We start from the raw sequence: 13,851 nt of genomic DNA on the forward strand, positions 1-13,851 counted from the left end.
TTCTATATTTACTACTTGATTTCTTTTAAAATCCAAAATCGAAACTGGTTTCGAGGAATTTCAAAAAAATTTTTTCTTATATTATAGAACATCTTTTTTCTTTCTTAGATTTTTTTCGAAACCGATTTAGTAAATATAAATATTTATAAGAAATTGTTTACATTTAAATTATACATCCTATATTTATTCTTGTAAATACTTTTTATGTTTTATTTTCCATAAATTATCCACTTAATATTCATCTATAATCTTACTATTTTGACTTATAAATATTAAAAATCTCCTTTTGATAATTGTTATTTTTCAAAAGGAGACTCTTACTTTTCTTGTAATTACTTTATATAACTATCTTTTCTAGTTCTTTACTTTCCATTTCCATGTTCTTAACTAAACTATAACTATTATTCACTCTGGTATTTTGTTCGTCAATAGTTGCTTGTATTTCTTCTATTGATGCAGAATGTTCTTCTGATATACTAGCTATATTTTCGATTTTATATTGAATTTCTTTAAATTTACTTGCTAAATTCTCAATATTTCTATCTTCTAGGTTAATCATATTAATAACATTTTTAAATGAATTTGTCATACTATTAAAACTGTTAACCATAATATCCATAAGACCTTTACCAACATTAGCTGCTTCATTTCCTTTATTTACTTCATCTAATACTATATTAGTACTAACTTTTATATCATTAATAATTTTACTTGCATTTTCAACATTTTCTTTGCTAAGTTCTGCAAGTTTTCTTACTTCTTCAGCTACCACTGAAAATCCTTTACCTGCTTCCCCTGCTCTTGCTGCCTCTATTGCTGCATTTAACGCAAGAAGATTTGTTTGTTCAGATATATCCACTATGCTTGATAAAATAGAATTTATATTATTTATGCTATTTCCTAATTCGTTAACATTTCTAGCAGATGATGTGACTGTATTATTTATTATCTCCATTTGATAGCTAACTTTATTAAATCTTTCAATACTGCTTACTGTTAATTTATCAGCTTCATTTGTTACTTTAGCTACATTCATTGAAATATTCTGAGTATCTTTTACTATTCCTCCAACATCTAAAACTAACTTGCTTATATCTTGAATGCTACTTGCTTCATCACTAACTCCTCTAGCTATTTCATTTACAGATAAAGTTATTGAATTGCTCATATCTTTAATTATACTTACATCACTTGAAGAGCTTTTTATATTACCATTTAAATTCTCTGTACTTTTCTTGATAATATTCATTGTTTCCTCAAGTTTTTCAACTAATTTCTTTGCTTCTTTTTGACTTTTCATAGCAACTTGAACATATTCATTTCCCCATTTAGATACATAATATAAAATAAAAGCACTTATATCAAAAAGAAAAACATATGATATAAATTCATTAATTCTTCCTGACGCAACTAAGCTCATAGGACTTATAAAGAAATAAATAGATATTGCTATATTAAAAAATACTACATAGACTAATATTAAAGCTTTTCTAAAATAAAGTCCTATCATCATTAATGCTATATAATGGATTAAAAATATCTTAGGTTGTCCCTGCGTAATATATGACATTACAAAACCTACATATGTTGCTGATGAACCAATATAAAAGTTTTTTATCTTAGTATTAATTTTTAAAAACTTTACTATAGTACTTAATGTTCCGAAAAATAACCCCACAGATGCTGCTTTAATTGCATATTCTATTCCATAGTTCAAAAATGATTGCATTACTAATAAAACTATAATTGCCCAAGAAAGCTTTAAATTGAATGTATCTACTTTTTTAGTATCATAATTTAGTGACAAATTCTCCATATAACTAATAATTCTCCTTAACTGCTAAACTTAATAGCAATATACTAGCATACTTTTTCAGTAATATAAAGATATAAATTGTAATATTTTCTCATAATATACATTAAATAAGTATTCGGCTACAATTTACAATAATTTAAATACTCAAATATAATAAGGATGTTACAAAAGAACAAAACAGTAATTTCGTAACATCCTATTAATTTATTTACCTTTTTTAAATACTAATTATTTTTAAACTTATAAGCATTATTTTAATTCAATTTAGCTTTTTTATTTTTCCTTAGTAGCAGATATAATCCGGCACTTAAACTTAGCACAACAAACATATACTTATTTAATGAGGAATCATCTCCTGTTTCTGGAAGTGATAAATCTTCATTTCCTTTTCCATTTCCCTCATTTGGATTCTCTGTTCCTGGATTTGGAGTTGGATTTTCTGTACCTGGATTCGGATCTGGGTTTCCTGTACCTGGATTTTCATTTACCTTAGTTAAAGCCCCTTTTGCTGCTTTTAATTTACTTAAAGCTTTATCTACTTCATCTTGGGTAGCTGAATCATTATTTAATACATTCTTTGCATTATTTAAGGCATTCTTAAACTCAGCTATAGTTGTATCTGTATATTTACTTAAATCTAAGTTTTCTACTTCCTTTATATAGTCTTTCAAGACCTCTTTATTGACTCTTTCAAAATCAATTACTTTTTGAATTGCAGTCCTTAAAGTAGAAGCAGCTTCATCAATAGCTTGTTGTGTTGAATTAATATTCTCACTTACTTTTTTAGCATTACTTAAGGCTTTATTGAATTCATCAACAATATCTTGACTAACACCATCTAATAGCTTTTCTATAATTTTTTCATTAGATAAAGCAGCAATTAATTTATTCAAATCTTCTTTATTTGTATCTAGAACAAATGTAGTAGTGATTTCTAAATTTTCATTTACTTCTTTGTAAGTCAACTTGTTATCTTCTACAAATTTTGTAATATCTTCTCCATTTATAATCAATGATGCTAATTTATACCCTTGTTCTGGAGTAACAGTAATTACTAAATCTTTACCCTTAGCAATTTGATTATCTACTGCAGTTGTGGTAATTATTCCATGTTCTGAAGGATTTACCTTTATATTAACCATCTCAACAAGTTCTTCTAATATAACTTCTATTTTGGCATCCTCAAATGGCATTAATAATTTAATAGTATAAACACCATCAACAGCATTAGGAATTGTTACATTTTCTCCATTAATCTTTACTACTGATAAAAGTTTTCCTTCTTCAATATTTTTAATTATCAATGTTATCTCTTCATAACCTACAGCTTCACCCTTGTTTAATTCAACAGTTACATTTCCACCTTTAATATCAGTTTCAATTTTATGTGGAATTAATTCTCCAAATACAACATCAATCTTAGTATCAGAAGTTAACTTATCTAATGTATATGATTTATTTTCCTTATCAAATTCTACTGATACACCATTTACAAATACATAAGTTACTTCTCCTTCAAAGGTCATTGTATAAGGTCTGCCTTCATAAGCGTTTCCACCATTTACTTTACCTTCACCAATTATATTTATATTGGCTTCAATTTTATTTCCAAATCTAAAGTAATCTACATTAGAAACATATGGTTTCTCAGTATCATTATTAAATACTAAATACACATCATGTAGTCCTTGCTCTACATTCTTTAATAAGTCTCCCTCAACAAGAACATAATTACTCCAATTTTCACCAGTTGTTGGTAGTTCTATTTTGGCAACTGCTTCACTATCCATGCTATCAATATGAATCTCTGCATAACCGCCAGCATCTTTGTTTTGAGCAGCATAGAATATTTCTAAAGTGTTTTCATTACCAGCAAATACAATATCATTGTATTTTACCCAAGTACCTTTTTTTACTCCTCCAATATTCTTACCATCATTTACTATACTTGAATGTTTATCATTAAATTCTTCTGCTTCAATAATGTTCTTTGCAATCCTAATTGAATTAATTCTTCTTCTAACATTACTCAATAAATTATATTGAGTAACAATCTCCTCATGAGTAGCATTTTCGTTATTAGCTACTGTTTCAGCACTTTCAATTGCACTATTTAGAAGATCTTTAGCTGCTTGAGGTAAATTACTTTGATTAATTGTTTTTGCACTAATAATCATTTTATTTAGCACATTTACATCAATTGATGAAGTATCTCCTTCTTGACCTAATAGTTCTACCTCTGCTAAATCTGTTCCACCTTTTAGTTCTAATTTGTAATGTGTAAATCCAGAAATTTTTTCTTCTGGTAGATTAAATGGCCTTGTATAACGTTTCCACTCAAATTTCAAATCATTTCTCTCATCTATAGCTTCCCATTTAACTCCATCATAGCTTCCACTCAACTTATAACCTGTAGGAGTCTCTCCCTTATCTGCAGAAGTTAATGTTAACATATTTACTTTAGTTGGCTTAATGAAGCTATAAATAATTTCACTATTGCCACTAACATTTAGAGTAGCTGAGGTATTAGAATCATTATCAAATATTTTCTTAGCTTCTGATATATTTGAGTAAACACTTTCAAAATGTACATCACCGTTTGGTTCGCCAACTTCTTGAACCCCTGGTGTAGTGACATCTTCTAGTGGATTTGGTATTTCATCATTTTTAGTAATTGATGTAGGTAATGACTCTTCACTTGAACCCCAATTTGTATTAGGTGTATTTCCCATAGTAAATTCAATTACAGCACCATTTGCGACATCTTCATGTTTTATATAGTTTTTATTATAATCTTTTCCATTTAATTTCATTGATTGAATATAAATATTTTCATCACTATTATTGTTAGCTTTTACTGTAATACTCTTACCATTATCTAAATGAACAGTCATTTCTTCGAATAATGGTGAACCAATTGCATATTCATCATTACCCATAGATACTGGATAGAATCCTAGTGCAGAGAAAATATACCATGCACTCATTTCACCATTATCTTCATCCCCAATATATCCTTGTCCAAAGTCACTTCCAACATATGCACGATCTAATATATCTCTTACATATTTTTGAGTTTTCCATGGTTCTCCAGCATAATTGTACATATATGGAATATGGTGAGAAGGTTGATTTGAATGACCATATTGCCCTAATTTTATTTCTCTTGCTTCTTTTTGTTCATGGATACCTCCTACACTTTCTACTGCACCGTATCCCCAATAGTCTCCATTTGTTTCAAAGATTGTATCAATCTTTTCTGCCAAAGCAGCTCTTCCACCATATAGATTAGCTAAGCCTTGACCGTCTTGAGTCACAGATACTGACATATTGAATGCATTAGTTTCTGTATAATCATCACCCCAGAAGAATGGATTAAAGTTTTCATCTGAATATGACCAATCACCATTAGCATTTCTTCCTCTTAACCATTTATCATTTACTGTATCACCAGTAGATTTAAATAATTTAGTATAGTTTAGTGCCCTATTTAAGTAATAAGCAGCTTCATCTTCATACCCTAATTTATTAGCAAGTTGATAAAGACCATAGTCATTTATATAACCTTCAATTGACCATGAGAAGCCTTCCCCTTGTGAATCATGAGCTGTATAACCTTCAAAAATAGACTTGTTTAAATTCGCACGTCCACCATTCGTTAAGTTATTAGAAACAACAGCCGCATTTTTGATTGCTGATTCATAAGCACTTTGCCAATTAAAATCTATTCCTTTAGCAATAGCATCACCAAATATAACATCTGAACTTGTACCAACCATTGAGTTAGTTCCACCTGGTGCTATCCATCTTGGTACATAACCTTGATCAACATAATGTTGAACTAAACCATTTAATAGTTCAGTATCCTTTTCTGGTGTAAATAGTGCATATGCTGCCCATGCTGTACGATAAGTGTCCCAAAAGCCATTATTGTAATACAATGTTCCTTCTAATACATCATGATTTCCATATGGAGATTTATACTTCCAAATTGGATTATCATTAGTTCCAGTATTTTCTGATAATAAGTTAGGATAAGCATTTAATCTATATAAATTAGAATATAGTGTTGTTAATTGATCTTTACTTGCACCTTTAACGTCTATCATGTCTAATGTATCATCCCATGTGCTTTGTGCTTTAGTAAAAATTGAGTCAAAATCATCACTATTAGTAATTTCTAATTCAAGGTTTTTCTTTGCTTGATCTATACTTATAAATGAAGTAGCAAGTTTCATTTCAACAACTTCGCTATTAAAGCTTGCTATTCCTTGTTTAGTATTTTGAACTGATGTATTCTTTGGCTTTTCAGAGAATTTACCATAAATATACATAGGTTGCATTCCATTACTAGTATGACTACTTGATGCTTCAAATGTTCCATCATTATTAAATTTTAATGTTCCATTTGCTCTTGTAGAATCAAATATTATATTTCTGTTTTGTGAATCCTTATCAAATGTAAATCTTGCAACTGAACCATGTACAGTTGGTGTAACTTCCATTGTAGAATTACTTGCATTTGAGCCTTCATTAAAAGTTACTGAATAATAATGTGCTTTTGCTGTTTCATTTTCATGAGTGAATTCTGCTTGACGTGCTGATGAATTTATTTGATTTGTGCTAGTTACTTTTGTAGAATCAACTGAGGTGTTTATCATAAATTGCCATGTTCCACGATCACCAACCCAATAAGATGGTTCATGAGAAATGGTGATATGCTTTAATGTATTACCATTCAATTGATAATTATAAATCTTATTATCGGATGCATTAGTAGCTGGTGCAAAGAAATTAAATCCATGAGGCATTGTTACTGCTGGCGCTGTTAATCCACGTGAAAAACTTGGTGAATCATTTGTTCCACGTAAAATATTGACGTAGTCTGATTTATGTGTAAAGGTAACTGGCTCCTCATTATAAATTTTTAAATCATCAATATAAGTTCTAAACTTTGCATCAACTTCTTTTGGATTATCATTATTATCATAGGCAATTAAAATATTTTTAATTGTCTTTCCACTTGCAACCATTCCTATATTACTTGCAATATAGTTCCATTGATTTGTTGTTAGTATTCTACTTTCTCCCTGTGCCTTAGGATTTAACTTAGTATCATATTGATCTATTGAATTTAAATCACTTAAAAATGAACCATCAGTAAATTCTATATCAACTGCAATATGCATTTGAGTATAATCATAGTCATAGTCACTTTCATCAAGTATGCTTGGGAAAATAGTATAACTTAAATTTGTGTCTTCATCCACTTTCACATCTAAATCTTTGTAAATTACATTATAGGAATATGCTCTCTCATTTCCCTTATGAATTCCTGAAATTTCAACTGATTTAGCTCCAGTCCAGCCTTTGCCTGAAGCCTGATTCCATGTTCCTGAAGGCCCCTTAGTAATAACTGTTGTCATTTTACTAACTGTTTCTTCATCTTCTTTTATTCCAGTTCCTAAGTTTAGTTCTGACCATTGAGCCATATTATTATTAGCTTTATATAATTCTGTAATTTCTAATTTAAAGAACTTATATGCTTTTTCATTGTTTATTTTGTATTCTTTTCTTTCATATCTAGCTGAAAAAACCTGATTATTTTGTTTGTCTAAGTTTTCCCAAATTGTTCCATCATTTGAACCTAATAAAGTCCAAGCTTTTGGATCACGTTCCTGAGCATCATTAGCTGCTACTATTTGATAACGATCAATTACTACTCCTTCCTTTACTTCAAAGGAAACCCAAGCTTTATTTGTGCTATTTATTCCATTAGGATCATAAGCTAAAAATTTTGTGTTTGTTGCATCATCAAATAGATTTGGAGGAATTTCGTTATCATTGTATTTTCTACTTGATTGAATACTGGATAATATTATTTTGTCATTAATGCTTCCATCAATAACTACTTCTTTTGGTAATCCTGATACATTTTCACTTCCTTTTTTTTCATCTATAATAGAAGTTAAAAAATTTTTATTTGTTTCATTATCCTCAAAAGATGTTTCAAATAGTATCTGTTTTTCTGGTTTTGTATTTGCACTTGTAGTTAGCTCTTTAGCAAATACTGCTGAGTAATTAATAGTCGTAACAGTTAAAGTCATAGCTAAAAAAGTAGTAAGTATCTTTTTCCCCTTAGCTTTCATTCTATTCTTCCTTTCTCTGTAAACTTATTTCAATTACTTCTTATATTCTTTTATCATTAACCACCTCCACATTTTAATTAAATTGTAGTTGTATAACAGAAGATTAATTTAAAATTTTATGATTCTTCATCTATATAGTAATGAAAGCATTTATACTTTAAAAGATACAATTTTTGTAAAAATTTTTACATTTTAAATATATAGCTTTTTAAAAATTTTTGTGTTTTTTATATTATTGAAACTTTTAATTATACCTTCTATATAATAGCTATTTATAATATAAAAAAAACAAGCTAAATTTAAATTTTATCACTTGAATTTAGCTTGTTTTATATTTTATTATTTTATAACATTGCTGCTCCAATAAGCCCTGCATTATCCCCAAGTTGCGCTATTCTTATATCTACCATTGCTGGATCTGCCACCTTAGTTTTTGTACACTCAATAATTTTAGGTAATAAATAACTATTATATATTAATACTGCTCCACCAATAACTACAGCTTCTGGATCTACTACAGCTATTATATTTGCAATACCAATTGAAATATTATCAATCCATTTATCTATTATCTGAACAGCTTTTTCATCATTATTTTCATATAAATCAAATACATCTTTTGTGGTTAGTTTTTTCTTATACGCTTCTGATGCTATTCTGGCTATATTTACACCACTACACTGACCTTCTAACCCACCTTTATTTAATCCTCCTTGGCTATACTTGTCTTCATTTATTATCATATTATATATTTCTGCTGTTTGACTATGCGCTCCATTTATAATTTTCTTATTAATAATTAAAGCTCCACCTACTCCTGTAGAAACTGTTATATAAAATACTGATTCACATTCCTTTGCACTTCCTACTAAACTTTCTGCAAATCCTGCTATATTAGCATCATTGTTAACATTTACAGGCAGGCTTAATTTTTCACTTAAGTATTCTTTTATATTAAAGTTTTCCCAACCTTTTAAGTTAACTGGATTTAATAATTTACCTATTCTCAAATCTAATGGTCCCGGTGCACCTACCCCTACCTTTTCTATTTTATAATTGCTCCATTGACCTTTTATTTGATTAACTAATTTATTCAAATTATATTCTGGCCCCTTTATTACCTCATTTTCAGTTTTAAATGTTTCTATTATATTTCCTTCTTTTGATATTATTGCCGCTCTTAAGTTTGTCCCTCCAATGTCAATTCCTATTAAATACATTTTTAACTCCCCCTTATTATATACATATATTTTAAACTACCAAATATACTTTTTAAAACATAATACTCCAGCCTATTGTAATTTGGTTTTATCTTATAAATATCATAAATTTTCACAATGAAATATAATTGATTTGTAAAGAAAATCACTTAAATCCTTATCGCTGAATTGATTAAGATATTTTTTAAATCTATTATCATATTTATAAGTACTTGCAATACATCTTAGTATATCTGTATCACAAGTCATATATTTTTCTAAATAGCCTTTCCATTTTAAAACTAAGTTTTGAACCTTATGTGATGAAGGCGAATCATTAATATATCCTGCTAGTTCTTTAAATAAGCTTTCCATATTATTTTTAAACTCAATATTTAAATTAACTTTTTCATCTTCAGATAATTTTTCTATATTCTTTTCATATTCCTTATATTTTTCTGTTTCTCCATATACTATCTTAGCTTCACGATTATATTGTTCTTGTAATGGTATAACTGTTGAATCATTAAATATATTTAAATTAAATAATTCTTCGCCTGCCAAATAATCATCTAATGCATTAATAATTGTTTTTAATCGTTGTTCCTTTCGTCTCAATTTTCCATAATGCATTTCTAGTATTTTACTTTGTTCTTTTTTAGGAAGTTGCATAATATCTGATATTTCATTTAGAGTCAAATCCATTTCCTTTAAAAATAAAATAGTTTGAAGTCTTTCTAGATCGTTTATATCGTAAACTCTATAACTATTTTTCGATTCTCGTCCTGGCTTTAATAAGTTTATTTTATCATAGTAATGTAATGTCCTTGGAGTTATCCCTGTTATTTGAACAACATCTTTAACTGTAAATAATTCTTTCTTCATTTCAAACTCCTTTCTTTATTGTAGTTTCAAATTTTAATATACTAATTTCCAAATTAATTTCCATTATACATGATATTATTATAATCTAAATTAATAAAATTCATAGTAAAACCATTAATTTTTAATATTCTTTTTTATATAATCTCTTAAAGTATAAAAAACACTCCCCTTATAATAGACACTTTATTATTTTATATGTCTATTATAAGAGGAGCATATCATATGAATACTATTTCTTTTTAATAGCTACACGCCATACTTCTGGGCCTTGTTCAAGGTATTCCCATTCAAATTGTTCAGTGTACTCTGCTAAAAATTGATAATGTAGTGGTTTTGGATCATGGTCATTTAATAACTCCATTTCTTCTCCACTCTTTAGATTATTAAAAGTATCAAATATTACAGCATGTTTTTCCTTTGGTGAATATATACGTGCATCTACTTGTGCATTAAATCTTGACATAGTTTCTACCTCCAATAATATAGTTTATAGGTTATATATTATATCTAAATATAGAATTTTTATGTGATTTCAATCACATATATAGCTATAAATAGTTTAATTTTAAGATTTAAGATTTAAAAGCTATTGAATTTTTTCTCAAAAAATAAAACTCCTTGGTATTTATTATAGGTATAAAGAAAATAACAAAATTACCATTTAATAATTGTATAACCTTTAAAATATTTATTGATTTTAGGTATAAATCATATTAAAATAGAATTCGCTGTATAAATATTAATTTTTATGTATAAAGGAGAAACAATGAATAATACATTAAATAAAGATAGATCTTCACTAAAATCCTCATTATTTTTTATTATTCCATCTTTAATGGGGATAATTTTATTTATATTTCCAATTAAATTTCAAGGAAATATAACAATACCTGTTGCAATATTATCTAATTTATTAGCTAATATTCTTCAAAACTGGTTAACTTCTATAATAACCTTAACAGTTTGTATTTCTACATTAATAAGCATAATAGCAAAAATATTTAAACCAAACTTTATTGTAAAAAGCGAATTTTTAAATAATTTATTTAATGTAGGCCCACTTTGGCTACTTGCTCGACTAATAGGTACTATATTTTGTGTTTTAACTTTGTTTAACATTGGACCTAAAGCTATAACTAGTGATATAACTGGTTCTTTTGTATTAAATGATTTACTTACAATATTGTTTACTATATTCTTCTTTGCAGGATTATTATTACCATTACTTTTAAACTTCGGATTATTAGAATTTTTTGGGACAATGCTTACTAAAGTTATGAGACCAATTTTTAGGCTTCCAGGTCGTTCTTCTATTGATTGCATAACATCATGGCTTGGAGATGGAACTCTTGGAGTAATGCTAACAAGCAAGCAATATGAGGATGGATTTTATTCTAAAAGAGAAGCAGTTGTAATAGGAACTACCTTTTCTGCTGTATCAATAACCTTTAGTTTAATTGTAATAGATACAGTTGGACTAGCTCATTTATTTATTCCATTTTATTTAACAGTTAGTCTTTCTGGAGTTATTGCTGCTGTAATAATTCCTAGAATATATCCATTAAATAAAATATCTGATACATATTATAATAATCAAAAAGGAAATGCAGATGAATCAGTTCCTGATGGATATAATTCTCTTTCATGGGGATATAAAAAAGCTTTAGAAAAAGCCTCACAAAATTCTGATATAAAGAAATTTTTTATAGATGGATTAAAAAATGTAATAGATATGTGGTTTTCGGTGTTACCTGTTGTTATGGCAATGGCTACTTCAGCATTAATAATAGCTGAATATACTTCTGTGTTCCAAGTTTTAGGAACACCTTTTATACCATATTTAAAACTTTTAGGAGTTCCAGAAGCTGTTGCGGCATCTCAGACTTTAGTTGTTGGTTTTGCTGATATGCTACTTCCATCTGTTTTGGCAGCAAACACTATAACTAATGAAATGACAAGATTTATAATAGCTTGTACTTCAGTTTCTCAATTAATATATATGTCTGAAGTAGGGGGAGTACTTCTTGGTTCAAAAATCCCAGTATCATTTAAACAACTAGTAATATTATTTATAGAAAGAACTATTATTATACTTCCTATAATTGTTATAGTTGCAAACATACTGTTTTAAAAAAGGTTGTTTATAAACAACCTTTTTTAATTTAATATGAATATTTATATATATTATTACATACCCTTATTGATATTAGGCTACATAAATGTTTTAAGAATATCTAATGATTTGAAAAGCTGCTCAGAATATATATCCATTTTTTCTAAATACATATCTGCTTTTTCCATATCTCCTTCGTTAGAAGCATTAACTGCATCTCTGCCTGTTTCATGTAGTTTTATATGACATTCTTCCATATCCTTAAATTCTTTTACATCTTTAAATTTTTCACATCCAATTCCATAATACCATTTCCCTAGACGGCAGTCCTTATAATCTGCTAGCCTTTTTGCATCTAATTCTTCGTATCCTAAGAACATGTTGTAAATTCTCCATTTCCAAACTAAATGGTCTGTTTTAAAAACTTCAATTATTGCTCTCTCATCTACAAAATCTCTGTTATTTAAATAATTTCCTCTAAAGTCATGGACATGCTTGCTTGTATCATTAACATATTCCCCAAGGCTTTTACTCTTACTTTCTATAAAATCTGCTTCTTTAGATATTTGTTCAACTCCATCAGTTAAGTTTTCTGTAACAGCGGTTTGTTCCTCTACATTTGCTGTTACTTGGCTTATAGTTTCATCAATTTTATGGATAGAATCTGATATTTCATGAATTTCATTTAAGGCTTCATTTATTATATTTTTACCTGTATCTAATTGATTAATTGAACTTTTAATTTGATTTGAAGAATTATCTATAGCCTTATTTAAATGAATAACATCATCTTTTACCTGCTCTAAAGATATCTTAGTGTTTTCTGCAAGCTTTCTTACTTCATCTGCAACTATAGCAAATCCTTTTCCTTCTTCACCTGCTCTTGCGGCTTCAATTGCTGCGTTTAAAGCTAATAAGTTTGTCTGATTAGCTATGCCTTTTAATATCTCTATAACTTGATTTATAGATTCTGTCTTTTTCTTTACTTCATTCATCTCATTATTAATCTTTTTAGTTTCTTCAAAATAATTAATCATAAATTCCATGGACTTTTCTATTTTTTCTACTCCAGCTTCTGTACTTAAGCTAATATCTCTAGCATTAGCAGCAACATTTTGAGATATGTTTGCCATATTTTCACTAGATGCTGATAATTCCTTACTATTATTCAAAAGATTATGTAAATGCTCTGTTTGGACTTTAGTACTTTTTATAGTATCTCTAAGTGAAGTCATTTTTGTCATTTCTGTTAATATTGAATTGATATTAAGTAAATTATTAGTTCTTTCAGTTTTTAGCTTGTCCACTAACTTATTCCATTTATCTGAAACTTCCTTTGATCCCACTTCCTTTTCATTTATATAAGTAGCTTTGTCATTTAATAGATTGTCTATAGCATTTATTAATATACTTTTATCTATAGAGCTACTTTCTTCATGCTGAGATTGTACTTGTGCCTTTACTTTCCTTCTAAATTTAATCATGATTCCTCCATTATAAGAAAATTTATTTTTATTTTTTAATTATACTAAAACTTTACATAATATTCTATATTATTGTTAAATTTGCTAAAAGACTGCTTTTAGTAAGTTAACTGCAAAGCACTATATTAAGAATTGAAATCTTAATTAAATTATATTTTGCAATAACTATATATTAAATAAACCTTAAAAAGGGGCTGTCGCACTA

The 13,851-nt window shown here is 27.9% G+C and carries 7 protein-coding genes; 1 reads left to right on the plus strand and 6 read right to left on the minus strand.

Going from position 1 to position 13,851, the window contains the following annotated elements; translation table 11 throughout:
- Positions 1-337: 337 nt before the first annotated feature.
- The 5 genes from AAT22_RS15310 to AAT22_RS15330 form a co-directional block, all read right to left on the minus strand.
- On the minus strand, positions 338-1,816 hold the full coding sequence (locus AAT22_RS15310; RefSeq protein ID WP_047001864.1) for a methyl-accepting chemotaxis protein: 1,479 nt from the start codon (positions 1,814-1,816) through the stop codon (positions 338-340).
- 254 nt (positions 1,817-2,070) lie between these two features.
- Positions 2,071-7,965 (minus strand): GH92 family glycosyl hydrolase, encoded by a 5,895-nt coding sequence (locus tag AAT22_RS15315; protein ID WP_052953979.1) that lies wholly within the window; start codon positions 7,963-7,965, stop codon positions 2,071-2,073.
- A gap of 344 nt (positions 7,966-8,309) precedes the next feature.
- Complete coding sequence (locus AAT22_RS15320) at positions 8,310-9,185, minus strand: ROK family protein (protein ID WP_047001865.1); 876 nt, start codon at positions 9,183-9,185, stop codon at positions 8,310-8,312.
- 102 nt (positions 9,186-9,287) lie between these two features.
- Positions 9,288-10,049: a MerR family transcriptional regulator gene (locus AAT22_RS15325; RefSeq protein WP_016206293.1), complete on the minus strand. Its 762-nt coding sequence runs from the start codon at positions 10,047-10,049 to the stop codon at positions 9,288-9,290.
- A 229-nt stretch (positions 10,050-10,278) separates the two neighbouring features.
- Positions 10,279-10,512, minus strand: a complete 234-nt coding sequence (locus AAT22_RS15330) for a DUF2249 domain-containing protein (RefSeq protein WP_016206294.1) — start codon at positions 10,510-10,512, stop codon at positions 10,279-10,281.
- 303 nt (positions 10,513-10,815) lie between these two features.
- On the opposite strand from AAT22_RS15330, the gene AAT22_RS15335 reads away from it, so the two are divergent.
- Positions 10,816-12,180, plus strand: a complete 1,365-nt coding sequence (locus AAT22_RS15335; protein WP_047001866.1) for a YjiH family protein — start codon at positions 10,816-10,818, stop codon at positions 12,178-12,180.
- A gap of 80 nt (positions 12,181-12,260) precedes the next feature.
- On the opposite strand, the gene AAT22_RS15340 is transcribed toward AAT22_RS15335, so the two are convergent.
- Positions 12,261-13,646: a methyl-accepting chemotaxis protein gene (locus AAT22_RS15340; RefSeq protein WP_047001867.1), complete on the minus strand. Its 1,386-nt coding sequence runs from the start codon at positions 13,644-13,646 to the stop codon at positions 12,261-12,263.
- Positions 13,647-13,851 lie beyond the last annotated feature (205 nt).

The sequence above is a fragment of the Clostridium sp. C8 genome (assembly GCF_001010885.1).
GTDB lineage: Bacteria > Bacillota > Clostridia > Clostridiales > Clostridiaceae > Clostridium > Clostridium sartagoforme.

Excerpts from the sequence above, each read along its gene's own strand:
- AAT22_RS15310 (WP_047001864.1), bottom strand. The coding sequence starts at position 1,816 with ATGGAGAATTTGTCACTAAATTATGATACTAAAAAAGTAGATACATTC.
- AAT22_RS15325 (WP_016206293.1), bottom strand. The coding sequence starts at position 10,049 with ATGAAGAAAGAATTATTTACAGTTAAAGATGTTGTTCAAATAACAGGG.
- AAT22_RS15330 (WP_016206294.1), bottom strand. The coding sequence starts at position 10,512 with ATGTCAAGATTTAATGCACAAGTAGATGCACGTATATATTCACCAAAG.
- AAT22_RS15320 (WP_047001865.1), bottom strand. The coding sequence starts at position 9,185 with ATGTATTTAATAGGAATTGACATTGGAGGGACAAACTTAAGAGCGGCA.
- AAT22_RS15340 (WP_047001867.1), bottom strand. The coding sequence starts at position 13,646 with ATGATTAAATTTAGAAGGAAAGTAAAGGCACAAGTACAATCTCAGCAT.
- AAT22_RS15315 (WP_052953979.1), bottom strand. The coding sequence starts at position 7,965 with ATGAAAGCTAAGGGGAAAAAGATACTTACTACTTTTTTAGCTATGACT.
- AAT22_RS15335 (WP_047001866.1), top strand. The coding sequence starts at position 10,816 with ATGAATAATACATTAAATAAAGATAGATCTTCACTAAAATCCTCATTA.